This window comes from Streptomyces crystallinus, from assembly GCF_039521265.1.
In the GTDB taxonomy this organism is placed as follows: Bacteria; Actinomycetota; Actinomycetes; order Streptomycetales; family Streptomycetaceae; genus Streptomyces; species Streptomyces crystallinus.
The window spans coordinates 108487-132621 of sequence record NZ_BAAACA010000021.1; the positions used below are offsets into that span (position 1 = coordinate 108487).

20 protein-coding genes are annotated in these 24135 nt (G+C 72.1%); 8 read left to right on the forward strand and 12 right to left on the reverse strand.

Going from position 1 to position 24135, the window contains the following annotated elements:
• Positions 1 to 45 precede the first annotated feature (45 nt).
• The 6 genes from ABD236_RS19295 to ABD236_RS19320 form a co-directional block, all read right to left on the reverse strand.
• The gene (locus ABD236_RS19295; RefSeq protein WP_344075004.1) at positions 46 to 741 is read right to left on the reverse strand and encodes an ester cyclase; all 696 of its coding nucleotides are present in this window, start codon (positions 739 to 741) and stop codon (positions 46 to 48) included.
• Between the two features lie 57 nt (positions 742 to 798).
• Complete coding sequence (locus ABD236_RS19300) at positions 799 to 1827, reverse strand: hydroxyacid dehydrogenase (RefSeq protein ID WP_344075005.1); 1029 nt, start codon at positions 1825 to 1827, stop codon at positions 799 to 801.
• Positions 1828 to 1907: 80 nt separating this feature from the next.
• Positions 1908 to 2906 carry a carbohydrate ABC transporter permease gene (locus ABD236_RS19305; protein ID WP_344075006.1) on the reverse strand — a complete coding sequence of 333 codons (999 nt, stop codon included), beginning with the start codon at positions 2904 to 2906 and terminating at the stop codon, positions 1908 to 1910.
• Complete coding sequence (locus ABD236_RS19310) at positions 2903 to 3811, reverse strand: carbohydrate ABC transporter permease (protein WP_344075007.1); 909 nt, start codon at positions 3809 to 3811, stop codon at positions 2903 to 2905. The genes ABD236_RS19305 and ABD236_RS19310 overlap by 4 nt, the downstream gene beginning before the upstream one ends.
• Positions 3812 to 3813: 2 nt before the next feature.
• On the reverse strand, positions 3814 to 5139 hold the full coding sequence (locus tag ABD236_RS19315; RefSeq protein ID WP_344075008.1) for an ABC transporter substrate-binding protein: 1326 nt from the start codon (positions 5137 to 5139) through the stop codon (positions 3814 to 3816).
• Between the two features lie 128 nt (positions 5140 to 5267).
• Entirely contained in the window at positions 5268 to 6419 is a 1152-nt protein-coding gene (locus ABD236_RS19320; RefSeq protein ID WP_344075009.1) for a substrate-binding domain-containing protein, read from the reverse strand.
• A 431-nt stretch (positions 6420 to 6850) separates the two neighbouring features.
• Between ABD236_RS19320 and ABD236_RS19325 the strand changes: the two genes are divergently transcribed.
• A complete protein-coding gene (locus ABD236_RS19325; protein ID WP_344075011.1) occupies positions 6851 to 8773 on the forward strand; it encodes a DUF2264 domain-containing protein in 1923 nt (640 codons plus the stop codon).
• Here the strand turns inward: ABD236_RS19325 and ABD236_RS19330 are convergent.
• Complete coding sequence (locus ABD236_RS19330; RefSeq protein ID WP_344075012.1) at positions 8736 to 9509, reverse strand: SDR family NAD(P)-dependent oxidoreductase; 774 nt, start codon at positions 9507 to 9509, stop codon at positions 8736 to 8738. The genes ABD236_RS19325 and ABD236_RS19330 overlap by 38 nt on opposite strands.
• 49 nt (positions 9510 to 9558) lie before the next feature.
• On the reverse strand, positions 9559 to 10239 hold the full coding sequence (locus ABD236_RS19335; protein WP_344075013.1) for an MOSC domain-containing protein: 681 nt from the start codon (positions 10237 to 10239) through the stop codon (positions 9559 to 9561).
• A gap of 88 nt (positions 10240 to 10327) precedes the next feature.
• Between ABD236_RS19335 and ABD236_RS19340 the strand changes: the two genes are divergently transcribed.
• On the forward strand, positions 10328 to 11224 hold the full coding sequence (locus ABD236_RS19340) for a LysR family transcriptional regulator (protein WP_344075014.1): 897 nt from the start codon (positions 10328 to 10330) through the stop codon (positions 11222 to 11224).
• A gap of 370 nt (positions 11225 to 11594) precedes the next feature.
• Here the strand turns inward: ABD236_RS19340 and ABD236_RS19345 are convergent, their stop codons facing one another.
• Positions 11595 to 11927 (reverse strand): WhiB family transcriptional regulator, encoded by a 333-nt coding sequence (locus ABD236_RS19345; RefSeq protein WP_344075015.1) that lies wholly within the window; start codon positions 11925 to 11927, stop codon positions 11595 to 11597.
• Between the two features lie 406 nt (positions 11928 to 12333).
• Here ABD236_RS19345 and ABD236_RS19350 point away from each other — a divergent pair, with 406 nt between their 5' ends.
• From ABD236_RS19350 to ABD236_RS19365, 4 genes are all read left to right on the forward strand, one after another.
• Entirely contained in the window at positions 12334 to 12945 is a 612-nt protein-coding gene (locus ABD236_RS19350) for a response regulator transcription factor (RefSeq protein ID WP_003948568.1), read from the forward strand.
• Positions 12946 to 13200: 255 nt separating this feature from the next.
• Positions 13201 to 13776: a sigma-70 family RNA polymerase sigma factor gene (locus ABD236_RS19355; protein WP_344075016.1), complete on the forward strand. Its 576-nt coding sequence runs from the start codon at positions 13201 to 13203 to the stop codon at positions 13774 to 13776.
• 236 nt (positions 13777 to 14012) lie between these two features.
• Positions 14013 to 15518: an IMP dehydrogenase gene (gene guaB, locus ABD236_RS19360; RefSeq protein WP_344075017.1), complete on the forward strand. Its 1506-nt coding sequence runs from the start codon at positions 14013 to 14015 to the stop codon at positions 15516 to 15518.
• 131 nt (positions 15519 to 15649) lie between these two features.
• On the forward strand, positions 15650 to 16774 hold the full coding sequence (locus tag ABD236_RS19365; protein ID WP_067163242.1) for a GuaB3 family IMP dehydrogenase-related protein: 1125 nt from the start codon (positions 15650 to 15652) through the stop codon (positions 16772 to 16774).
• Positions 16775 to 16853: 79 nt separating this feature from the next.
• Here the strand turns inward: ABD236_RS19365 and ABD236_RS19370 are convergent, their stop codons facing one another.
• Together ABD236_RS19370 and ABD236_RS19375 are read right to left on the reverse strand one after the other, a co-directional pair.
• A complete protein-coding gene (locus tag ABD236_RS19370; RefSeq protein ID WP_344075018.1) occupies positions 16854 to 17351 on the reverse strand; it encodes a hypothetical protein in 498 nt (165 codons plus the stop codon).
• 186 nt (positions 17352 to 17537) lie between these two features.
• The gene (locus tag ABD236_RS19375) at positions 17538 to 18782 is read right to left on the reverse strand and encodes a nucleotide sugar dehydrogenase (protein ID WP_344075019.1); all 1245 of its coding nucleotides are present in this window, start codon (positions 18780 to 18782) and stop codon (positions 17538 to 17540) included.
• A gap of 220 nt (positions 18783 to 19002) precedes the next feature.
• Between ABD236_RS19375 and ABD236_RS19380 the strand changes: the two genes are divergently transcribed.
• Positions 19003 to 20709 (forward strand): glycerol-3-phosphate dehydrogenase/oxidase, encoded by a 1707-nt coding sequence (locus tag ABD236_RS19380; protein ID WP_344075020.1) that lies wholly within the window; start codon positions 19003 to 19005, stop codon positions 20707 to 20709.
• A gap of 12 nt (positions 20710 to 20721) precedes the next feature.
• Here ABD236_RS19380 and ABD236_RS19385 read toward each other — a convergent pair whose 3' ends face one another.
• Entirely contained in the window at positions 20722 to 21789 is a 1068-nt protein-coding gene (locus tag ABD236_RS19385; RefSeq protein ID WP_344075021.1) for a serine hydrolase domain-containing protein, read from the reverse strand.
• A gap of 249 nt (positions 21790 to 22038) precedes the next feature.
• Here ABD236_RS19385 and ABD236_RS19390 point away from each other — a divergent pair, with 249 nt between their 5' ends.
• Positions 22039 to 24033: a serine/threonine-protein kinase gene (locus tag ABD236_RS19390; protein ID WP_344075022.1), complete on the forward strand. Its 1995-nt coding sequence runs from the start codon at positions 22039 to 22041 to the stop codon at positions 24031 to 24033.
• Positions 24034 to 24135: the final 102 nt, after the last annotated feature.

Sequence of the window (24135 nt, forward strand, 5' to 3'; positions counted from 1 at the left end):
CTACCGGCGGAGCAGGGGCCTTCGCCGTGCCCGCCCCGCCCGGGGTCAGTCCAGCGCGCCGAGCTGCTTCATCAGGCCCAGCGCGTCCTCGTGCCACCAGCCTTCCTGGATCCTGCCGTCCTTGCAGCGGAAGATGGTGGTGCCGGTCATCGTGCAGACCTTGCCGGTGGGGGCGAGGCCCATGAAGTCGCCCTTGTGGGTGCCCGTCCAGGTCCACAGCGTGACCACGTCGTCGCCCTCGCAGATCTGCCGGTCCAGCGAGAAGGTGAACTCGAACGCCTCCCGCCAGGAGGACACGTCCTCACGGATGACACCGGCGCCGGAGACGGTCGGCTCGTCCTTGATGATGTCGTGGTCGACGTAGTCGGCAGCGAACACCTCGTCGATGGCGTCGAGGTTGCCGCCCACGGCGATCTCGTGGAAGAACCGGCGGACGATCGCGGCGTTCAGCTGCTCGTCCCGGACCACATCGAGGTCGGTGAAGGTGGGCATGCCGTCGCAGAGAGCCACCATCTCCTCGAAGATACGGTTCGTCTCCGGGAGGTCGGAGTTCGCCATGGCCTCGTCGTAGGAGGCGAATTCGACGACCTCGACGAAGTGCGAGCCGTCGGATCGGTCCTTGCCGATGAGACCGCGGGTGGCGGTCCGCTTGCCCTTGGTCTGTTCGACCCACTGGTCCATGAGCCGGTCCAGGTCGTCGTACCGATCGGTCTTGAAGTCGATAATCTGTGCGAATTTCATGGCGTCTCCCTGGGCTGCGGTCCGCATGGGAACACGTCCATTTTAGGTGGTTTTGTCTTATGCCGAGTGGGGCAGGGAGGCCGCCCGGACCGGGTCCGCGAACGGCTTCCCCGCCGCGAACCGCTCCACCTCGTCCAGCGCCAGGTCCGCCATCCGGTGCAGCTCGTTGCCGAGCGAACCGGCGATGTGCGGCGTCAGCAGGACGTTGGGAAGGTCGTACAACGGGCTGTCGCGGGGCGGGAGTTCGGGCTCCGTCACATCGAGCACGGCGTGCAGCCGCCCGGAGAGCAGCTCGCCGAGCAGCGCGGGCCCGTCCACCAGGGAGCCGCGCGCGGTGTTGATCAAGGTTGCCCCGTCCGGCATCGCGGCCAGCTGCCGGGCGCCGATCATGCGCTCGGTGGCTGGGAGCTGCGGCGCGTGGACGGAGACGACGCTGCTGCGGGCGCACAGCTCGTCCAGCGGGACCGCCTCCACACCCAGCCGGGCCGCCTCGGCCGCATTGACGTACGGGTCGTGCAGCAGCACCCGGAGGTCGAAGGGGCGCAGCAGCTCGATCACCCGGCGGCCGATCCGGGAGGCGCCGACCAGGCCGACCGTACGGTCGTAGTTGCCGGTGCCGTCCGCCTCGCGCAGCCAGTCGTGCGGGGCGCGCAGCTCCGCGTACCGCTGCGCCGAGGCCAGCACGCGCTTGCCCGCGAGGAGGATCGCGGCCAGCGTGTACTCGGCGACCGGCAGCGCGTTGGCCGCCGCCGCCGAGGCCACCGCGAGGCCCCGCTCCCAGCAGGCCTCGGTGATGTGGTGCTTCACCGACCCGGCCGCGTGCACGACGGCCCGCAGCCGGGGGGCGGCGGCCAGCACCTCGGCGGTGAGCGGCGGCGCTCCCCAGCAGGTCAGCAGCACCTCGGCGGAGGCGAGCGCCGCCGCCACGCCCGGTTCGGGGGTGAGCAGCTCATGGGCGACGAGGTACGGGTCGGTCCTGGCCAGCGCGGCGAGGCGGGCGCGGTGCCGCTCGGCCAGCAGCCGCTCGGCGATCCCGGGGCCCATGGCGAGGAGGACGGCGGGGCGGTTGTCAGTGGCGTGGTGCATGGTGGAACTCGGGCTCCTCACGGGGGCGTTGTCCATGGGTAACCGGTCGTCCATGGGTAACCGGCTGTGCGTCCGTCCGGTCACTTGACGCTGCCCGCCGCGAGACCCGCCTTCCAGTGCCGCTGGAGCGCGACGAAGGCGACGACGAGGGGGAGGACGGCGAGCAGGGAGCCGGTGACGACGAGGGGGTAGAACGAGGGCTCGGCGTGGGTGTTGGAGTTCCACGCGTACAGACCGAGGCTCAGCGGGAAGAGCTTCTGGTCCGAGAGCATCACCAGGGGGAGGAAGAAGTTGTTCCAGATCGCGGTGAACTGGAAGAGGAACACGGTGACGAACCCGGGCATGACCATCCGCAGCCCGATCGACCAGAAGGCGCGCAGCTCGCTCGCCCCGTCGATCCGGGCCGCCTCCAGCGCCTCGTCGGGGATATGGGCGGCGCTGAACACCCGGGAGAGATAGACCCCGAAGGGGTTCACCAGGACGGGGAGCAGTACCGACCAGTAGGTGTTGACCAGCCCGGCCCGGCTGGCGAGCAGATACATCGGCAGCGCGAGCGCGGTGGACGGCACCAGCACACCGAGCAGGACCACCGCGAACAGCTTCTCCTTGCCCCGGAAGTCGTACTTGTCGAAGGCGTACCCGGCGGCGACGCTGATCAGCGCACACACCAGCGCGCCCCCGCCCGCGTACAGCAGGGAGTTGAGGTACCAGCGCAGATAGACGCCGTCGTTGTAGGACGCCAGCTCGGAGAGGTTGTGGCCGAGGTCGAAGCCCTTGAAGGAGAGGGCGTCGCCGGTGAGCAGCCCGCCGGTGTCCTTGGTGGCGGCGGTGACCAGCCACAGGAGGGGGAAGAGCGTGTAGAGGGCGGAGAGCAGCAGCACACCGTTGACGGCCGCCTTGGAGAGCCAGCGGCTGGGGGCGGCCTGCGTCGCTTTCGTACGGATGGTGCTCGTACGGGTAGTGCTCGTGCGGCTGGTGCTTCTACGGGTGGCGCTTGTACGGGAGTCGCTCGCCGTACGGGCGGTGGGCTCGGCGCCGGTGGGTGTCGTGGTGGAGCCGGTGGTGGCCGGGGAGGTCATGCCCGCGCCCCCTTCCGGGTGGTGAGGCGGGTGACGGCGAAGGAGAGCAGCGCGGCGGTGAGGGCGAGCAGTACGGCGGCGGCTGCGGCGAGGCCGTAGTCGTTGCGGGCGAAGGCTGCGGTGTAGGCGTACATGTTTGGCGTCCAGGTGGAGGTGACCGCCGAGCCGGATCCCTGGTTGAGGATCAGCGGCTCGGTGAACAGCTGGAGCGAGCCGATGACGGTGAACAGCGCGACCATCCCCAACGAGGCCCGGACCAGCGGGACCTTGATGCTGAACGCGGTGCGCCAGGCGCCGGCGCCGTCCACCGTGGCCGCCTCCAGGACGGACCGGTCGATGGCCTGGAGGGCCGCGTAGAAGATCACCATGTTGTAGCCGAGCCACTCCCACAGCGCGATGTTGACCACGGAGGGGAGGGCGCCGTCGGGCGAGAAGAAGCTGAATCCGATGCCGCCGGAGTCCATGGCCCGCACCACCGGGCTGAGGCCGGGCGTGTAGAGGTACACCCAGATCAGCGCGGCGATGATGCCGGGCACGGCGTGCGGCAGGAAGAGCGCCAGCTGGAAGAAGCGGCGGGCCCGGGCCAGGCCCGAGTCGAGCAGCAGGGCGAGGGCGAGCGCGCCGCCGACCATCAGAGGGATGTAGACGGCGCAGTAGCCGAGCAGGATCCAGAAGCCGTCGCGGAAGGCCCGGTCGCCCAGGGCGGCGGTGTAGTTGTCGAGCCCGCTGAAGACGGACTCGGCGCCGTCGAACCCCAGCCCCGACTGCTTCTCGGTGAACAGGCTCAGCCAGACGGCGTAACCGATCGGCACCACCGTCACCGCAGTGAACAGGACGAAGAAGGGGGTGAGCAGGACGCCCGCGGCGGCGCCCGTGCGGCGGGAGGTCCGGGCCTTCGCTGCCACGGTCAGCCCTCGACCTTCAGCCCGCGCTTCTTCAGCTCGGCCACGGTGGCGTCATGGGCCGCCCGCACCGCGCCCCTGACGGTCACCGAGCCGCCGGAGACCTTGCCGAGCTGGTCCTTCAGCGTGGTGTTGGTGGTGCCGGTGGTCGGGCCCCAGCTCCAGCGCGGGTTGATCGAGGCGCCCGCCTCGTCGAAGAGGCGGTAGATGTCCTGCCCGCCGTAGAACCCGGCGTCGAAGGCCTTCTTGGCGGCCGGGCGCAGGGCGACGTCGGCCGGGAAGGCGCTCGACGTGCCCGGGGCGATCCGCGCCCTGACGCCCTCCTCGGTGGTTGACATCCAGGTGGCGAACTCGACGGCGGCCGCTGCCTTCCTGCTGCCCTTGGTCACCGCCCAGGTGGAGCCGCCGAGCATGCCGCTCGCGGGCCTGCCGTCCCAGGTCGGCACGGGTGCGATGCCCCACTTGCCGCTCTGGTCGGGCAGGGTCGACTTGAGGACGCCCGCGCCCCAGGAGGCGCCGAGGTAGCCGACGGTGGAGCCGTCCTTGAGCGCCGCCGTCCACTCGGGGCTGAAGGACACGGCCGTCTGTACGAGCCTGTCGTCGATCAGCCCCTGCCAGTAGTCGGCGACCTTGGTGGTGGCTGCGTCCGAGGTGTTGACCTTCCAGGTGTCGCCCTCGGCCTTGAACCACTGGGCGCCCGCCTGCCAGGCCATCGCCTCGAAGGTGGTCGGGTCGTCCGGCATGAAGGTGGCGATCCGGGCCTTCGGGTCGGCCTTCTTCGCCTTCTCGGCGGCGGTGCGGAACTCCGCCCAGGTCCTGGGCACCTCGATCCTGTTCTTCTCGAAGAAGTCCTTGCGGTAGAAGTACGTCTGGGGCGCCGCGTCGAACGGGACGGCCCAGCTCTTGCCGCCCAGCGTGGTGAGGTCGACGGCCTGCGGCAGGAACTTCTTCCTGACCTCGTCCGTCAGGTGCGGGCCGATGTCCTGGAGCGCGCCCTGGCTGACGAACTCGGGGAGCATCGGGTACTCGACGGCGACCAGGTCCGGGCCGTTGCCCGCCTTCACGGCGTTGGAGATCTTGGCGTAGCCGCCCGCGTTGCCGGACGGGATCTCCTCGAAGTCGACCCGGATGTTCTTGTGCGAGGCGTTGAAGGCGTCGACGACGTCCTTCGACCCCTTCTGCCAGGCCCAGAAGGTCAGGGTGACGGGCTTGTCGGCGGTGCCCCTGCCCGCGTCGGAGGAACTGTCGTCATCGCCCCCGCAGCCGGTCAGCAGGGCGAGGGCGGTGACGACGGAGACGGCGGCGGTCGTTCTGGTCCAACTGCGGCTCACGGGACGGCTCCTGAACGCGAGGGGACGAGGCGATGGCCGCGATCCTTGAGCCGGTCCTGACCGAAGTCAAGAGCGAAAGTTCGAATGATCGAAAAATGATCGATCGGGGGGCGGGGAGGGCGAGAGGTCTAGACCACCAAACGGACGGTGGGCGCGCCCTCGCTGGGCGCCCCGCACGAGGACCGCACCCGCAACCGGGGAAGCAGGTCCACATGGCGGCGCGGCTGCTCACCGGCTTCCGTGGCGGCGGTGCGCAGCCGCTCGATCAGCAGCTGCGCCGCATACCGCCCCACCTCGTGTTTCGGCGGGGCCACCGCCGTCAGCGGGGTGTCCGCGAGCGCCGCCACCTCGTCGTCGTAGGCCACCAGCGCCAGGTCCTGGGGCACCCGTACGCCCAACTCGCCCGCCCGCTGGGCGATCCGGATCGCGTCCACGTCGTTGTGGACCACGGCCGCCGTCGCCTCTCCGGCGCGTACAGCCGTGAGCAGTGCCCGCACCGAGGCCTCGAACCCCGCCGGATCCGCCTCCGCCGGGACCGAATCGATCACCGGGTGCGGCGCGGTGAGCCCCAGCGCGGCCAGTGCCTGGCGGTACCCGGCGCGCACCGCCAGCGCCGTGGGGCTGTCGGCCCGCGCCACCAGGAGCGGTGCCCGGTGCCCGAGCGCGGTCAGATGGCGTACGGCGAGGAGCACGCCGTGCCCGTGGTCCGAGCAGACCCGGTCGAGGTCGTCCAGGGGCCCGCCGGGTACCCCGCGCCGCTCCAGGAGCACGGTGGGGACGGGCAGTTCGGTGATCCACCGCCCGTGCTCGGCCGGGTCGTGCGGCTCCTTCCAGCCCGGGGCCACCAGCAGGCCCTCCGCCCCGGCGGCCAGCAGCCCTGCCGCCCGGGCCGCGTCCTCCTGCGGGCGGTAGTCCGAGATCCGCAGGATGAGCCGCGCCCCGGCAGCGGCCGCCGCCTCGTGCGCACCCCGGATGACCTCGGCGAAGTAGTACGTGGCGGTGGGCGCGATCATGCCGAGCACCAGCTCGCGGCCGCCGGGGCCGCCGGGGCCGCCGGGGCCACCCGGCGCTGGTGCCCCGGGCGCGCCCTCCTGGTGCGGCCAGGAGACCTTGCCGTGCACCCGGTCGAGCAGGCCCCGAACGGCCAGCGCCTCCACGTCCCGGCGCACGGTCACGGGGGAGACGCCCAACTGGCCCGCCAGGTCGGAGACCCGGGCCGAGCCGCGCCGGCGCACCAGCTCCAGCAGTCGGTCGTGACGTTCGGCAGCACTCTCTCGCACGGCGGCAGTCCCCTCGCGGTGTGGTGACCGGTCTCCCGGGCCCACGACCCTAATGCACCGTGATCGAACGCCGGGAGTTTCGATCAAACGGTCCGATTCCCTTGACGCTCGATCAGCCAGAGCCCTACGTTCCGGACTCCGGATCCGGCACGTGGGGCGTTTCCGCTGGGGCTGGGGCTGGGGCTGGGGCTGGGGCTGGGGCTGGGGCTGGGGCTGGGGCTGTGGCTGTGGCTGGGGGCTGTGCCGAAGCCGGAGGGAGCCCGCGTGCGGCGGCGTGCGACGGCACGGCGGGCCGGGACCGCCCGGCCGACAACTGCCCACTGGCAAACGCCAGTCGGCGCCGACCGCCGCACCGGTACCGGTACCGGCACCGGGCTGGCGCCGACACCGGCCCCGAACTGGCACCACCCCCGACGCGACGGGAGAGCACCATGCCGCCACCGCCCCTGAACCACGAGCTCAGCCCGTACACCGGCTGGACCCGCCACCACTGGGAGCGCACGGCCGACCGCCTCCTGCTCGCCGTACGCCCCTACTCCTCGCCCCGCCACGGTCTGATCAACCTGCCCGGTGCCCGCCCGAGCTGGTCCGGGCCCCGCTCCGACGGCCTCGAAGGGTACGCCCGCACCTGGCTGCTGGCCGCGCTGCGGATCGCGGGCGCGCGCGGCGACGACCCGCACGGCCACCTCGACCGCTACGCCGAAGGCATCGCCGCAGGAACCGAACGCCCGCTGCCCACCGGGGAATGGGACAGCGGCGCCCCCGACTCCTGGCCGCGCATGGCCGAGGTGCGCCAGGCCGTCGTCGAGTCCGCCTCCGTCGCCCTCGGGCTGCGCCTCACCCGTCCCTGGCTCTGGGACGGGCTCGACGACCGCGTGCGCCAGCGGGTCGTGGACTGGCTGCTGCCCGCCCTCGGCCCCTCGCCCGTCGACAACAACTGGTGGTTCTTCGGCCTCACCGTCGCCGGATTCCTCCAGGACGCCGGCATCGAGACCGACCGCGCCTCGGCCACCGTCCGACGCGCGCTGGAACACGTCGACCAGTGGTACCTCGGCGACGGCTGGTACAGCGACGGCCCCCACCGCTCCTTCGACCACTACAACGGCTGGGCGCTCCACTTCTATCCCGTCCTGCACGCTCATCTGGGTGACAACCGGGAACTCCTCGACCGATACGGCCCCCGGCTCCGCGCCCATCTCGACGGCTACACCCGGATGTTCGGCGCCGACGGCGCCCCGCTGCCGTACGGGCGCTCCCTCACCTACCGCTTCGCCGCCGCCGCGGCCCCCTGGCTCGGCGCGCTCACCGGCCACACCCCGCTCACCCCCGGCGCCACCCGCCGGCTGGCGTCCGGCACGCTGCGGTACTTCACGGACCGCGAGCCCGGCCGGGGCGCCGTCGACGAGCGGGGACTGCTCACCCTGGGCTGGCACGGCCCGTACCCGCCGATCGTCCAGAGCTACTCGGGCCCGGCTTCCCCGTACTGGGCGGCGAAAGGATTCCTCGGTCTGCTCCTGCCACCCGAGCACCCGGTGTGGACGGCGGTGGAGGAGCCGCTGCCGGTGGAGCGGGAGGACGCGGCCGTGGTCCTGCGCCCGCCCAACACCCTGATCCAGTCCACCGCTTCGGACGGCCTCGTACGCCTCCACAACCACGGCAGTGACAATCACGTAGCCGCCTCGGGGGCCGAGGAGGACCCCTGCTACGCCCGGTTCGCGTACTCCACCCGCACCGGCCCGACCTCGGCCGGGGCGCGCGACAACCACTTCGGGCTCGTCCTGGACGACGGCACGGTCACGGCCCGGGGCCCCGCCGAGCCCCTGGGCCACGGCTCGGACTGGGTCGCCTCGCTGTCACGCCCGCTGCCCGGCGTACGGATCGTCTCGGCCACCCTCGTCCACGGCCGCGCCGAGCTCCGCGCCCATCTGGTCGACGGCGCCCCGCCCGGCACCCGGGTGCGCCAGACGGGGTGGGCCGTCACCGGGCAGGCGGAGACCGGTCAGTTGCACGCCATCGAGGGGTACGAGCCCCACGCGCGCGTAGTGGCCGCCAGATCCACCCTGTTCGGGCCGCGCGCCCGCCTCGCCGTCCTCGACGGGGCCACCGGGGACGGCCCGACCGTCTTCGTCGCCCTCGCCTCCCTCACGGGAGAGCCGCACCCGGCCCCGCTGACCGACCTGGTCGCAGGCGTCCGGGTGGAGGGTCACACGGTCCTGGTGACCTGGCGGGACGGGAGCACGGCCGGGCTCGTACTCGACCAGGCTCCGCCGGAGCCAGGCCGCGACGGCCTCACGGCGGGCCATCGCGGCGACGGCCTCACTGCGGGCCGTACTTGCGGCCCGTCCGCGAGGTGACCCCGCCCAGCAGACCGCGCGGGGCCAGCTTCACCACGCCCATCAGCGCCTTGTAGCGCGGGTCCGGGATCGACAGCGTCTTCCCGCGCGCGAGGTCGGAGAGCGCCGCCGCGACCAGCTTGTCGGCGTCCAGCCACATCCAGCCGGGGATGTTGTCGGTGCCCATTCCGGCCCGCTGGTGGAACTCGGTGCGGACGAAGCCGGGGCACAGGGCCATCAGCCGCACCCCCGACCCGGCCAGGTCACGCGCCGCGCCCTGGGTGAACTGCACGACCCACGCCTTGGACGCGCCATAGGTACCGCGCGGCACGAACGCGGCGACCGAGGCGACGTTGACGACCCCGCCGCGCCCGCGCTCGCGCATGCCCTCGGTGGCGGCCGACGTCAGCCGCAGCACCGCTTCGATGTGCACCTTCAGCATCGTGAGCTCGTCGCTCATCGACACCTCCAGATAGCGGCCCTTGTTGCCGAACCCCGCGTTGTTCACCAGCAGGTCGATCGGCGTACGGCGCTCCGCGAGCCGGGCCTCGACCGACGCGATGCCGTCCTCCGTGGACAGGTCGGCGACCAGCACCTCCGCCTCCACGCCGTGCCGGTCGTGCAGCTCGGTGGCCTGTTCCCGCAGCCGCTTGCCGTCGCGGGCCACCAGCACCAGGTCGTGCCCGTCCCTCGCCAGCCGCCGCGCGAACGCGGCCCCGATCCCCGCCGTCGCTCCCGTAATCAGTGCAGTCGTCATAGGCGCACGTTAATGCCCCGCTGTGACAGCGGTGTGACGGCCTGTCCGGTCAGGAAGCCCGCCGGGCGGCCTGCCGCTCCAGGTGCTTGCGTACGGTCTCGTGGTCCTCCCGCGGCATCGCCTCGCCCGCCGCCAGGGTGCGCGGCAGCAGCTCCCGCTCGGTGGTGAAGGCGCGGAACCAGAACGCCACGGACACCTCGTGCGCGGGCCGGTGGACGACCTCGATCGCGTCGCCCGCGCGGATCTCGCCCTCCTCGACCACCCGCAGATACGCTCCCGGGGCCCCGGCCCGCGTGAACCGCTTGACCCACCCCTGCTCGTCCAGGGCGCCCGCGAACGTACGGCAGGGAATGCGCGCGCGGGACACCTCCAGGACCACGTCCGGGCCTATCCGCCAGCGCTCGCCGATCCGGGCGTCGCCGACGTCCAGGCCGCTGGTGGTGAGGTTCTCGCCGAAGGCCCCGCCGGGCAGCTCGCGGCCCAGCTCCCGCTCCCAGCTGTCGAGGTCCTCGCGCGCGTAGGCGTAGACGGCCTGGTGGTCGCCGCCGTGATGGCGCTTGTCGCACACGTCGTCGCCCGCGACACCGCTGCCGCCCACGCCCTTGGGGCCCGGCCGGAAGACCCGCACGGGCCCCTCCACCGGACGCTTGCCGATGCCGGTGAGACCGCCCTCGGCATCGGTGTGCTCGGAGAACGTGGCGCGCCCGGTGTTCACAGACAGAAGCTTCATGGCGCGCACGCTAACCCGAACTGTCTACTGTCTCAAAGCAGCCAATCAATATCTCCCGCTACCCCCAAGTACCCCTTATGCTCACAGAGTGATCGAGGCCCGTCATCTCCGCGTCCTGCGCGCCGTCGCCGCCACCGGCTCCTTCTCGGCGGCCGCGCGCGAGCTCGGCTGCACCCAGCCCGCCGTCAGCCAGCAGATGAAGGCCCTCGAAGCGTCCGCGGGCACCCCGCTGCTGATCCGCACCGGCCGCGAGACCCGGCTCACCCAGGCCGGCGAGGTCCTGGTGCGGCACGCCTCCGGCATCCTCGCGGGGCTGACCGCCGCCGAGGAGGAGGTCGCGGCCATCGCGGGCCTGCGCGCCGGCCGGGTGCGGCTGGTCTCCTTCCCCAGCGGCTCCTCCACCCTGGTGCCCAGCGCCCTGGCCGCGCTGCGCGCCGCCCATCCCGGCACCCGGGTCTCCCTGGTCGAGGCCGAGCCGCCGCAGTCGGTGGAGATGCTGCGGGAGGGCGACTGCGACATCGCGCTCGCCTTCCGGTACGGGGCGGCCACCGCGGAGGAGTGGGACGACCTGGTCGTACGGCCGCTGCTGATCGACCGCCTGGTGGGGCTCGTCCCCGAAGGCCACCGGCTGGCCGAGAGCGGCACGGTCGACATTCGCGACCTCGCCGAGGAGTCCTGGATCGCGGGCTGTCCGCGCTGCCGCCGCCAACTCGTCGACGTCTGCGAGAAGTCCGGCTTCACCCCGCGCATCGACTTCGCCACGGACGACTACCCGGCGGTGATCGGCCTGGTCGGGGCGGGGCTCGGAGTCGCGGTGCTGCCGGAGCTGGCGATCGCCTCGGTCCGCCCCAAGGGCTCCCGTACGGTCACGGTGGAGCCCGCCGTCGAGCGGGAGATCGTCGCGCTCACCCTGCCCGACCTGGCCCGGGTCCCGGCCGTCGCCGCCACCCTGGACCAGCTGGCCGGAGCTGCGGCCCGCAACTGAGCGGCGCCGGGCGCGTCCCTGGTCGGCAAGGGCCCGGGGAAGGGCGCCAGCAACTCGGGCGCGGGAAGGGCGCCAGCAGCCCGGGCCCGAGCTGGGCGCGAGCAGCCCGGCACGATCCGCAGCCCTGGGACGCAAGCAGCCCGGCGCGATCCGCAGCCCTGGCGCACGCCACCGGCGCGAGGCGCACGCCACCCGCGCGGAAGTCCGCCCCAAGGGCGGTCCGCCGCGCCGCGCGCTGCCGCTCGGCTCTCTCGGCCACCGCTTGGCTCTCGGCCACCGCTCGGCGCCGCGCCGCGATCGCCGCGCTGTTGTCTCCGGTGCTGCGCCATCCGGCGCAGGAACGTTTCTGCGAATCCGGGGCCCTCTGGCGCTAGCCGTGCCCCCGCTCGCCCCCCGCTCCCGCGCTCGCCGCCGTCACCAGCCGGTTGCGTGCCCTGCCCATCAGCTCCTCGCGTTCGTCCTCGGTGAGTCCGCCCCACACTCCGTAGGGCTCGCGGACCGCCAAAGCGTGCGCGGCGCACTGGGCGCGCACCGGGCAGCGCATACACACCTCTTTCGCCGAGTTCTCGCGCGCACTCCGTGCCGCGCCGCGTTCGCCCTCCGGGTGGAAGAAGAGGGAGCTGTCGACCCCGCGGCATGCGGCGAGGAGCTGCCAGTCCCACAGATCGGCGTTCGGTCCGGGAAGGCGGGAGAAATCTGCCATTGCTCATGTCCCCTTGAAGCCGTGCCTGAGGTGGATGGGCCGGGTACCCCGGATCATCGGGGTGTACCGACGAACGTACATCTACGGTGTTAGTAGATGTAAATATGACTCATTGCGAATCTAGCCACAGACACCAGAAAAAGGGAAGAAAAGCCGCTAAATGGGGCATAGCTCCAAGCGAACGACGGGTGACCCGCGATGCGCGCCCGGCGCACACGCTTCCTCACGTAGAGTGCCGAAGGCGCCCGTCCGACCCGTAACTCTTTCGAGTGACCATCGTTGAGAGTGCGGAGCGGTTGAAAGAACAAGCGCTCGGGCAGGTGTCCGAGAGCGTCAATCGCACAGGTGACGATACGTAACCAGCCTGGAGGCTCAAGGTGACGCGCATCAGCTGCGGAGGGCGGTCATGACATCCGTCCTCGTCTGCGACGACTCCCCGCTTGCCCGAGAGGCGCTCCGGCGCGCGGTAGCGACCGTGCCCGGCGTCGAGCGTGTGACGACGGCGGCCAACGGCGAGGAAGTCCTCCGCCGCTGGGGTGCCGACCGCTCGGACCTCATTCTGATGGACGTGCGCATGCCCGGTCTGGGCGGCGTGGAGACCGTCCGGCGGCTGCTGTCCGCGGACCCCGGCGCCCGCATCATCATGCTGACGGTCGCCGAGGACCTCGACGGGGTGGCGCTCGCCGTAGCCGCCGGCGCCCGCGGCTATCTGCACAAGGACGCCTCGCGCGCGGAGCTGCGGGCGACCGTCACCCAGGCGCTCGCCGACCCGACCTGGCGGCTGGCCCCGCGCAGACTGCGCTCGGCCGAGATGGGCGCGGCGCCCACGCTCACCGCGCGCGAGATCCAGGTGCTCGAAGGCATGAGCCACGGGCGGTCCAACGCCGAGATCGGGCGCGAGCTGTTCCTCTCGGAGGACACCGTGAAGACGCACGCCAGGCGGCTCTTCAAGAAGCTCGGCGCCTCGGACCGGGCGCATGCGGTGGCCCTCGGGTTCCGCTGGGGCCTGGTGCGCTGACCGGCCCGCGGCGTGGCCGGCCGGATCCCCGTCCGCCGTCGGCGGGCGGGTCCGTCCCCCCACTGAGCGGAGCGGTGTGTGACGCTTCGCGCGCGATGCCGCATCCTTGAAGGTGTGGAGTTCCTCGGGGACGAGTCGGTCGAGCGGGAGGGGAGGGCGCAGGGGATGACTTCCGGCGCACCTGCTCATAACGCTTCGGTGCACAACTACGGGCGCGGTGCCACGGATTCTGCGACGCCGGGGCACCATGGACCGATGCGCGACGACGAGCCAACGGCGATCGGTGCACTCGTTCACCGTGCCGTCGACGGCGACGAACAGGCGACGCACGATCTTCTGGCCCATGTTCATCCGCTCGCGCTTCGCTACTGCCGCACCCGGCTGAACCGTCTGCCGGGTGATGCTCGCCACTTCGTGGAGGACCTCGCGCAGGAGGTCTGCGTCGCCGTGCTCATGGCGCTGCCGCGCTACCGGGACACTGGACGGCCCTTCGAGGCCTTCGTGTTCGCCATCGCCTCGCACAAGGTCGCCGACCTCCAGCGGGCCGCGATGCGCCACCCGGGCTCCACGGCGGTGCCCTCCGACGAGATGCCCGAGCGGCCCGACGACTCCCTGGGCCCCGAGGAGCGCGCCCTGCTCAGCAGCGACGCCGAGTGGGCCAAGAAGCTGCTCGCCAACCTGCCGGAGAACCAGCGCGAGCTGCTGGTGCTGCGGGTCGCCGTGGGCCTCACCGCCGAGGAGACCGGCCAGATGCTCGGGATGTCGCCGGGCGCCGTCCGGGTGGCCCAGCACCGGGCGCTCAGCCGGCTGCGCGCGCTGGCCGAGCAGTAGCCCCGGTCACCTTCGACCTCACCTTCACTTCTCACCCGTACGGCCGTACGCACTTCCGTGCGCGCCGGGCCGTACGGCACCCCACGCGCTCGTAGGCGCGCCCCACGCGCGCGTAGCCGCACCCCACGTACGTGTGAACGTCCAAAGAATTCGGTTGATCTTGTTCATGGAATGAGACACCGCGCCAGCCCGTTAGCATGGACATCCGCACCGATCAAGGCCATGGGGAAGGTGTCATGACTGCAAACGTCGACGGAGTGCCCGACAAGTTCGCGATGCTCGGGCTGACATACGACGACGTGCTGCTGCTGCCGGGCGCGTCCGACATGGCGCCCGACCAGATCGACACTTCCTCGTACCTCTCGAAGAACGTGAAGGTGAACGTCCCGCTGCTGTCCGCGGCGATGGACAAGGTCACCGAGGCGCGCATGGCCATCGCGATGGCCCGCCAGGGCGGCGCCGGCGTCCTGCACCGCAACCTCTCGATCGAGGACCAGGCCAACCAGGTCGACCTGGTCAAGCGCTCCGAGTCCGGCATGGTGACCGACCCGATCACGGTCCACCCGGACGCGACGCTGCGCGAGGCCGACGAGCTGTGCGCCAAGTTCCGCATCAGCGGCGTCCCGGTCACCGACCCGGCCGGCAAGCTGCTCGGCATCGTCACCAACCGCGACATGGCCTTCGAGTCGGACCGCTCGCGCCAGGTGCGCGAGGTCATGACCCCGATGCCGCTGGTCACCGGCAAGGTCGGCATCTCCGGTGTGGACGCGATGGAGCTGCTGCGCCGCCACAAGATCGAGAAGCTGCCGCTGGTCGACGACGCCGGCATCCTCAAGGGCCTGATCACGGTCAAGGACTTCGTGAAGGCCGAGAAGTACCCCAACGCGGCCAAGGACAAGGACGGCCGGCTGATCGTCGGCGCCGCCGTAGGCGTGGCGGGCGACGCCTACGAGCGCGCCCAGGCGCTGATCGAGGTCGGCGTCGACTTCATCGTCGTCGACACCGCCCACGGCCACTCCCGGCTGGTCGGCGACATGGTCGCCAAGATCAAGTCGAACGCGGCGGGCGTCGACGTCATCGGCGGCAACATCGCCACCCGCGACGGCGCCCAGGCGCTGATCGACGCGGGCGTCGACGGCATCAAGGTCGGCGTCGGCCCCGGCTCCATCTGCACCACCCGCGTCGTCGCCGGCATCGGCGTCCCGCAGGTCACCGCCATCTACGAGGCCTCGCTCGCCGCCAAGGCCGCGGGCGTCCCGGTCATCGGCGACGGCGGTCTGCAGTACTCGGGCGACATCGCCAAGGCCCTGGTCGCGGGCGCCGACACGGTGATGCTCGGCTCGCTGCTCGCGGGCTGCGAGGAGTCCCCGGGCGAGCTGCTCTTCATCAACGGCAAGCAGTTCAAGTCCTACCGGGGCATGGGCTCGCTCGGCGCGATGCAGTCCCGCGGCGACCGCAAGTCCTTCTCCAAGGACCGCTACTTCCAGGAGGGCGTCGCCTCCGACGAGAAGCTGGTCCCCGAGGGCATCGAGGGCCAGGTGCCCTACCGGGGCCCGCTCTCGGCGGTCGTCCACCAGCTGGTCGGCGGTCTGCGCCAGTCGATGTTCTACGTCGGCGGCCGGACCGTGCCGGAGCTTCAGACGAACGGCCGCTTCGTCCGGATCACCTCGGCGGGCCTCAAGGAGAGCCACCCGCACGACATCCAGATGACGGTCGAGGCGCCGAACTACACCAAGCGCTGACCACGCCCACGCGCGCGTGGACCGAGCGAGGGGCGGCCCCGGGAATCCGGGGCCGCCCCTCGCCCGTATGTCGGTGGCACACATGTCGGGGATACTGGGACCGCAGACGTAGAGGGAAAGGCCCACACAACGTGACTGAGATCGAGATCGGGCGCGGCAAGCGCGGCCGCAGGGCGTACGCGTTCGACGACATCGCCATCGTCCCGAGCCGGCGCACCCGGGACCCGAAGGAGGTCTCGATCGCCTGGCAGATCGACGCCTACCGGTTCGAGCTGCCGTTCCTGGCCGCCCCGATGGACTCCGTCGTGTCGCCGCAGACCGCGATCCGCATCGGCGAGCTCGGCGGTCTGGGCGTGCTGAACCTCGAAGGCCTGTGGACCCGGTACGAGGACCCGCAGCCGCTGCTCGACGAGATCGACCAGCTGGACGAGGCCGCGGCCACCCGCCGCCTCCAGGAGATCTACGCCGCCCCGATCAAGGAAGAGCTGATCGGGCAGCGCATCAAGGAGGTGCGCGACTCCGGTGTGGTCACCGCGGCCGCCCTCTCGCCGCAGCGCACGGCCCAGTTCTCCAAGGCCGTCGTGGACGCGGGCGTCGACATCTTCGTCATCCGCGGCACCACCGTCTCGGCGGAGCACGTCTCGGGCGCGGCCGAGCCGCTCAACCTCAAGCAGTTCATCTACGAGCTGGACGTCCCGGTGATCGTCGGTGGCTGCGCCACGTACACCGCGGCCCTGCACCTGATGCGCACCGGCGCGGCCGGCGTCCTGGTGGGCTTCGGCGGCGGCGCCGCGCACACCACGCGCAACGTGCTCGGCATCCAGGTCCCGATGGCCACCGCCGTCGCCGACGTGGCCGCCGCCCGCCGCGACTACATGGACGAGTCCGGCGGCCGGTACGTGCACGTGATCGCGGACGGCGGCGTCGGCTGGTCCGGCGACCTGCCCAAGGCGATCGCCTGCGGCGCCGACGCGGTGATGATGGGCTCCCCGCTGGCCCGCGCCACGGACGCGCCCGGCAAGGGCCACCACTGGGGCATGGAGGCCGTCCACGAGGACGTGCCGCGCGGCAAGCTGGTCGACCTGGGCATCGTGGGCACCACCGAGGAGATCCTCACCGGCCCCTCGCACATCCCGGACGGCTCGATGAACTTCTTCGGCGCCCTGCGCCGCTCGATGGCCACCACCGGCTACAGCGAGCTCAAGGAGTTCCAGCGCGTCGAGGTGACGGTGGCGGACGCGCAGCACAAGCGCTGACGCTCCCTACGTACTACGTACGTGAAGGGGCCCGGACCGTTGCGACGGTCCGGGCCCCTTCACGTGTGGGCCGCTGCGGTTACGCGGCGGCCTTCTTGGAGCCGGAGAACGCGGCGAACGCGGCGATCGCGAAGAACAGGAAGGTCATCGCGTCGGCGTCGGCCTTCCAGGCCTCGTTCACCAGGCTGAGGTGCTCGAACAGGAGCTCTGAGGTGCTGACGGGCAGCTGCTTGGAGCCGAGGACGGCCTCGCCGACCAGCTGGCCCGCGTACACCGCGCCGAGCGCGAGGACGGCGCTGAGCACCGGCAGGGCGGGGTTGCGGCCGCCGACCTTGCCCGAGGCCCAGCCGATCAGGAAGCCGACACCGATGGCCGCGTAGCCGATCTGGTGCTCGGTGGCGCCGACGAGCGCGCCGTACGCCACCGCGCTGACGACGGCGGCGACGATCGCGACGACCAGGCCGCCGGCGAGGTTGTCGCGGACCGGCGCGGGCGGCGGGGCCGGTGCGAAGCCCGGGAAGCCGGGCGGCTGCGGCGGCTGGTGGGGCTGCTGCGGTGGCGGAAAGGACTGGCTCATCTTCGGATCCCCCCGAGGTACGTGAGTGTGTGAGCCCGTGAATGCGCACGGCTGTGCGATCGGGCGACCCGAAGAGTAGCAAGGCCCCGGGGCACCGCGGACGGACTTTCTGTGCGGGGCCGGTGAGGCGGCTGAGGCCGGTGGCACCGGCGGGAAACGGTTCGGCGGCCGGTGGGGCGTACGCGGCTACAGACGGTGGGCGGCGCCACCGGGGGTGACGCCCCGGGTGTCGAGCAGCAACTGCGCCTTGACCGACAGCCCTTGGAGGTCGTACGTGCGGTGGTGCTGGAGCAGCACCGTGAGGTCGGCGTGGGCGGCGGCCTCGTAGAGCGAGTCCGCGCGCGGTACGGGCTGGTCGCGCACCCGCCAGTCCGGGACGTACGGGTCGTGGTAGCTCACCGCGGCGCCCAGGTCGATGAGGCGCCCGGCGACCTCGGCGGCCGGGGAGCCCTCCAGATCGGCGAGGTCGGGCTTGTACGTGACCCCGAGCAGCAGCACGCGCGCGCCCCGGGCGGACTTGCCGTGCTCGTTCAGGAGCGTGGTGGAGCGCTGGATGACGTACTGCGGCATATGGGCGTTGATCTCCCGGGCGAGCCCCACCATCCGCAGGCCCGTGTACGGCAGCGGGGTCGGGTCGAGCGGGACGCCGTGGCCGCCGACGCCCGGGCCCGGACGGAACGGCTGGAAGCCGAACGGCTTGGTCTCCGCGCACCGGATCACGTCCCACAGGTCCACGCCCATGTCGTGGCAGAGCACGGCCATCTCGTTGACCAGCGCGATGTTGACCTGGCGGTAGTTGGTCTCCAGGAGCTTGGCCATCTCGGCCTCCCGGGTGCCGCGGGCGCGGACGACCTTGTCGGTGAGCCGGCCGTAGAACGCGGCGGCGGACTCGGTGCAGGCCGGGGTGAGACCGCCGATGACCCTGGGCGTGGCGGCGAAGCCGTAGGTGCGGTTGCCGGGGTCGAGGCGGCTGGGGGAGTAGGCGAGGTGGAAGTCGCGCCCGGCCCGCAGCCCCGAGCCCTCCTCCAGCAGCGGGCGCAGGAAGTCCTCGGTGGTGCCGGGGTAGCCGGCGGACTCCAGGATCACGGTGGTGTGCGGGCGCAGCCGGGCCGCGAGGGTGCGGGCCGCGTCCGCGACGGCGCTGAGGTCCAGCGTCCGGTCGGCGCCGAGCGGGGTGGGGGCGCAGATCACGGCGGTACGGACCCGGCCGAGCTCGGCCGGGTCGGTGGCGGCCCGGAAGCCCCCCGAGAGCATCCGGCGCAGCTCGGCCGCCGTCAGCGAGCCGTCGACCGGCGGGCGGCCGGCGCGGAGGTCGGCCAGGACACGCGGGTCGGTGTCGTGGCCGACGGTCTCGATGCCGGCGGCGGTGGCCGCCTGGGCGAGCGGCAGGCCCAGGTGGCCGAGTCCGATGACGGCGAGGTCTGCGGGCATGCGGGTGACCGTCCTTCCCATAACCGGAGGGGACATGGCACGCAAGCCCTGTGGACAGGATGGGCGTTACGCGATGTCAGACTAAGAGTAAATATGACCGTTATGCCGTATTGCCGGGCCGGGGTTGTCCGAGTGTTGTCCACAGGCGGTGGCCGATGTCGGAGGTCGCGTCCAGAATCGAGTGTGTGAGCCAGACCACCCCGATCAACGGGAGGCACCCGTGAGGACAGCGACACTGGGACCGGTGCAGCGCGCCGAGGCGCTCGCCGCCATGGCCGAGCGCGAGCTCGACGTGCTGGTCGTCGGCGGCGGGGTGGTCGGCGCGGGCACCGCGCTGGACGCCGTGACCCGAGGGCTCTCGACCGGCCTCGTCGAGGCGCGGGACTGGGCCTCGGGCACCTCCAGCCGGTCGAGCAAGCTGATCCACGGCGGGCTGCGCTATCTGGAGATGCTGGACTTCGCGCTGGTGCGCGAGGCGCTGAAGGAGCGCGGACTGCTCCTGGAGCGCCTCGCCCCGCACCTGGTGAAACCGGTGCCGTTCCTCTACCCGCTCCAGCACAAGGGCTGGGAGCGGTGGTACGCGGGCTCGGGCGTGGCGTTGTACGACGCGATGTCGGTCTCCTCCGGCCACGGCCGGGGCCTGCCGGTGCACCGCCATCTCTCCCGCCGCAGCGCCCTGCGGGTCGCGCCCTGTCTGAAGCGGGAGGCGCTGGTCGGGGCCCTTCAGTACTACGACGCCCAGATGGACGACGCGCGCTTCGTGGCCACGCTGGTGCGGACGGCCGCGAGTTATGGGGCACAGACCGCCAACCGGGCCCGGGTGACCGGGTTCCTGCGCGAGGGCGAGCGGGTGGTAGGAGCCCGGGTGCGCGACGTGGAGGGCGGCGGGGAGTACGAGGTCCGCGCCAAACAGATCGTCAACGCCACCGGGGTGTGGACGGACGACACCCAGGCGATGGTCGGCGAGCGCGGGCAGTTCCACGTCCGGGCCTCCAAGGGCATCCATCTGGTGGTGCCCAAGGACCGGATCCACTCCACGACCGGGCTCATCCTGCGCACCGAGAAGTCGGTGCTCTTCGTGATCCCCTGGGGGCGCCACTGGATCGTGGGCACCACCGACACGGACTGGGACCTGGACAAGGCCCACCCCGCGGCCTCCAGCGCCGACATCGACTACCTCCTGGAACACGTCAACTCGGTCCTCGCGGTCCCGCTCACCCGGGACGACGTCCAAGGGGTCTACGCGGGCCTGCGCCCACTGCTCGCCGGGGAGTCGGACGCCACCAGCAAGCTCTCCCGCGAGCACACGGTGGCGCACCCGGTGCCCGGCCTGGTGGTCATCGCCGGCGGCAAGTACACGACGTACCGGGTGATGGCGAAGGACGCGGTGGACGAGGCGGTGCACGGCCTGGACCAGCGGGTCGCGGCCTGCGTCACCGAGGACGTGCCGCTGCTGGGCGCGGAGGGCTACCGGGCGCTGTGGAACGCGCGCGCGAGGATCGCCGCCCGCACCGGGCTCCATGTGGTTCGAGTGGAGCACCTGTTGAACCGGTACGGAGCGCTGACCGAGGACCTCATCGAGCTGATCGTGGCCGACCCGTCGCTCGGGGAGCCGCTCCCCGCGGCGGAGGACTATCTGCGCGCCGAGATCGTCTACGCCGCCTCGCACGAGGGGGCCCGGCATCTGGACGATGTGCTCACCCGGCGCACCCGGATCTCCATCGAGACCTTCGACCGGGGCACGCGGTCGGCCCGGGAGTGCGCGGAGCTGATGGCACCGGTCCTCGGCTGGGACACCAAGCAGATCGAGAAGGAGGTGGAGCACTACGAGAAGAGGGTGGAGGCGGAGCGCGAGTCGCAGCGCCAGCCCGACGACCTGACGGCGGACGCGGCGCGGCTGGGCGCGCCGGACATCGTGCCGATCTAGGCGAAACCGGGATCAGCGGTGCCGGGGGAGCGCCGGGCAGAACTCGGCGTCGAGCAGTGAGAGTTCGAGGGAGGGGCTGACAGGGATGTCCGTGTTGATGCGGAAAACGGCGGTGTGGCGGCCGTCGGCGGAGGCCGCCGCGCGGACCACGCTGCCGGATATACGGCCGCTGTGGCCCCAGACGGTGCGGCCGCAGGAGAGCCGGCGCGGATGGACGCCGAGGCCGTAGACACCGTGGGTGGCGGTGGTGTCGAGCAGTTCGCGCTGCTGGGGCGCGGGCAGCAGGGTCCCGCCGAGCAGGGCCGCGTAGAAGCGGCTCAGATCGGCGAGCGTCGATATGAGTTCACCGGCGGCCCCGGCCGGGCGCGGGTCGAGGGCGGTGACGTCCTGGCCGTCGGGGGAGTAGGCGCGGCTGTGCGGCGTGGGGAGCGTGGTGCGGGCGCCCGGGAAGGAGGTGCCGGTGAGGTGGAGGGGAGTGATGATGCGGCGTTCGGCCTCGACGGCGTAGGTATGGCCGGTGACCTGCTGAACGACCATGCCGAGGACGACGTAGTTGGTGTTGGAGTAGGCGTAGGCGCCGAGCGGCCCGGGGGAGTGGGTGAGGGCGGTGTGTACAGCTTGTGAGGGGGTGAGTGGAACCGGGACGGCACTGTCGGCCGTGTAGGGGAACAGACCGCTGGTGTGGCAGAGCAAGGAGCGCAGGGTGAGGTGGCGGCCGTCGTTTCCATGGCCGCGTATCAGGCCCGGCAGATGCTGTTCCACCGTGTCGTCGAGGCGCAGCCTGCCCTCGGCGGCGAGCTGGAGCACCACCGTGGCGACGAAGGACTTGGTGAGGCTGCCCGCCCGGAAACGGTCGTCGCGGCCGAGCCCGGATCCGGCCGTCCCGAAACGGGAGAGGCGGCCGTCGTCGGTGAGGAGGGCGGCTGCCGGGGCACCCGTCTCGGCAACCAGCCGGGCCGGCGCGGTGGCCTGCGGGTCGATCAGGGCGGTGCCCTCCGGCTCCGCGGGCAGGGCCGGTGTGCCCAGGCCGCAGAGCAGCACGGCCAGGGGCACGGCGAGCACGGTCCGCAGTGTCGGCATGGCGGTGGGTCCCCCTTCCGCAGCCATCTTGGCGGACGGCGGACCCGGGACAATCATTGGTCCCGGCGTGAGAGACAATGGACGCTCTGCCAGGGCGGGTGCCGCTCCCCCGGGGGCCAACCCCCGGACCCCCGGCAGCAGAAGCAGGTCGGAGCGGTGAACCGGGCCGCCTCACGAGGCAAGTTGCGGGGAGCCGTCGGCCGGGACGCGGTCGGTGCGGGCGCGGATCAGGGATCGCAGAGGGGACGCATGTCGGAGGCGGAGCAGTCGCGGGAGCCCCAGCGGGACGGGCGCAAGGAGTCCGGCGGGAAAGCCGAGGGCCGACTCCTGGCCGAGCGGTACCGGCTCGGGGATGTGCTCGGCCGTGGCGGCATGGGCACGGTCTGGCGTGCCGTCGACGAGACGCTGGGCCGTACCGTCGCCGTCAAGGAGCTGCGTTTCCCCAGCAGCATCGACGAGGAGGAGAAGCGCCGGCTCATCACGCGCACCCTGCGTGAGGCCAAGGCGATCGCCCGGATCCGCAACACCAGCGCGGTGACGGTCTACGACGTCGTGGACGAGGACGACCGCCCGTGGATCGTCATGGAGCTCGTCGAGGGCAAGTCGCTCGCCGAAGCCGTGCGCGAGGACGGGGTGCTGACGCCGCGCCGGGCCGCCGAGGTCGGGCTCGCCATCCTCGACGTGCTGCGCTCCGCGCACCGCGAGGGCATCCTGCACCGCGATGTGAAGCCCTCCAACGTGCTGATCGCCGACGACGGCCGGGTCGTGCTCACCGACTTCGGCATCGCCCAGGTCGAGGGCGACCCCTCCATCACCTCGACCGGCATGCTCGTCGGCGCGCCCTCGTACATCTCGCCGGAGCGCGCCCGTGGCCACAAGCCCGGCCCGGCCGCCGACCTGTGGTCGCTGGGCGGCCTGCTCTACGCGTGCGTGGAGGGCGTCCCGCCGTACGACAAGGGCTCCGCCATCGCCACGCTGACCGCGGTGATGACCGAGCCGGTGGACCCGCCGACGAACGCGGGGCCGCTCCTGGAGAAGGTCATCTACGGGCTCCTCGCCAAGGACCCCGAGCAGCGGCTCGACAACGAGGCGGCGCGTGCGCTGCTCACCGAGGTGCTGCACGCCCCGGAGCAGCCCGCGCGGGCGCCGGAGCCGGTGTCGTCCGAGGTTACCCGGGTCGTCGCGCTGCCCCCCGTGCCGGGCGAGGCCAAGGGGGAGACGGGCGCCAAGGCCAAGGAGGTGGCCGACGCGGCCGCCGACCGGATGCGCGGCGCCTTCAAGTCCGTACGCAACGCGGCGGTGGCGGCGCAGACCACGGCCAAGGAGAAGGCGAAGGCGAAGGACAAGGCGGCGGGCCGGGCGGCCGCCAAGCCCGCCGTCTCCGCTTCGGCGCCCGTCGCGCCCCCGGCGCCCGCCGGGCCGCCCGCGCATGTGCGGGCCCCGCTCACCGACGTCGTCCCGCGCCGGACGCTGGTGATCATCGCGATCGTGGCGGCGCTGGCCGTGCTCGGGACGGTGCTCGCGGTCGCGCTCAGCGGTGGCGACGACGACAAGGGCAAGGGCGGCAAGGGCGACAACAAGGCGTCCAGCGGCGCCACCGCGTCCAGCGGCGGCAACGGCAAGACCGGCGGCGCCACCCAGGGCAACGGCCGGCAGCAGGGCCAGGGGCAGACCCAGACCCAGGGTCAGACGGCGGGGCAGACGCAGGGCCAGACGCAGGGTCAGAACGGCAAGACGCCCTCGACCCCGCAGACGCCGGGGTCCGGTGGCAACGCGGGTGCCGGGCTGCCCAGCGGCTACACGATGGTCACCGACGCCGACTTCCACTTCTCCATGGCCATGCCCTCCGCGTTCCACCGCGTCGGCATAGCCGGGGAGAACTCCGGCGGGATATACGCGGCGGGCGGCGGCTTCCCGCGCGTCCAGGTCGACTTCAACAAGAAACCGACCGACGACGCCCGCCGGGCCTGGCTGGAGCTGGCCGGCGCGGTCGCCGGGAGCAGCAGCAACTATCACCTGCTCGGCATCCAGAAGGTCGACTACAAGGGATACCCGACGGTCGCCGACTGGCAGTTCGAGCGGGACCAGGGCGGGGAGCGCGTCCGGGTGCTCAACCGCGGTTTCAAGGTCGACGGCTCGCACGGCTACGCCATCATGGTCACCTGCAAGACGGCCGAATGGGACAGTGACGCGTGTGTGACGCTGCGCAAGACGGCGTTCGACACGTTCAGCCCCAAGGACTGAGCAGGCCACGTATCGTGAGAGCTCGCGGACCGTACGCAGTCACAATGGGCCGGTAAACGACCGGAATTGATGGGTTCGGGGGACAGCGCGCTGTGGGGAGGC

Excerpts from the sequence above, each read along its gene's own strand:
- ABD236_RS19330 (WP_344075012.1), bottom strand. The coding sequence starts at position 9,509 with ATGACGACTGCACTGATTACGGGAGCGACGGCGGGGATCGGGGCCGCG.
- ABD236_RS19325 (WP_344075011.1), top strand. The coding sequence starts at position 6,851 with ATGCCGCCACCGCCCCTGAACCACGAGCTCAGCCCGTACACCGGCTGG.
- ABD236_RS19300 (WP_344075005.1), bottom strand. The coding sequence starts at position 1,827 with ATGCACCACGCCACTGACAACCGCCCCGCCGTCCTCCTCGCCATGGGC.
- ABD236_RS19350 (WP_003948568.1), top strand. The coding sequence starts at position 12,334 with ATGACATCCGTCCTCGTCTGCGACGACTCCCCGCTTGCCCGAGAGGCG.
- ABD236_RS19385 (WP_344075021.1), bottom strand. The coding sequence starts at position 21,789 with ATGCCGACACTGCGGACCGTGCTCGCCGTGCCCCTGGCCGTGCTGCTC.
- ABD236_RS19375 (WP_344075019.1), bottom strand. The coding sequence starts at position 18,782 with ATGCCCGCAGACCTCGCCGTCATCGGACTCGGCCACCTGGGCCTGCCG.
- ABD236_RS19370 (WP_344075018.1), bottom strand. The coding sequence starts at position 17,351 with ATGAGCCAGTCCTTTCCGCCACCGCAGCAGCCCCACCAGCCGCCGCAG.
- ABD236_RS19335 (WP_344075013.1), bottom strand. The coding sequence starts at position 10,239 with ATGAAGCTTCTGTCTGTGAACACCGGGCGCGCCACGTTCTCCGAGCAC.
- ABD236_RS19355 (WP_344075016.1), top strand. The coding sequence starts at position 13,201 with ATGCGCGACGACGAGCCAACGGCGATCGGTGCACTCGTTCACCGTGCC.
- guaB (WP_344075017.1), top strand. The coding sequence starts at position 14,013 with ATGACTGCAAACGTCGACGGAGTGCCCGACAAGTTCGCGATGCTCGGG.
- ABD236_RS19345 (WP_344075015.1), bottom strand. The coding sequence starts at position 11,927 with ATGGCAGATTTCTCCCGCCTTCCCGGACCGAACGCCGATCTGTGGGAC.
- ABD236_RS19390 (WP_344075022.1), top strand. The coding sequence starts at position 22,039 with ATGTCGGAGGCGGAGCAGTCGCGGGAGCCCCAGCGGGACGGGCGCAAG.
- ABD236_RS19305 (WP_344075006.1), bottom strand. The coding sequence starts at position 2,906 with ATGACCTCCCCGGCCACCACCGGCTCCACCACGACACCCACCGGCGCC.
- ABD236_RS19295 (WP_344075004.1), bottom strand. The coding sequence starts at position 741 with ATGAAATTCGCACAGATTATCGACTTCAAGACCGATCGGTACGACGAC.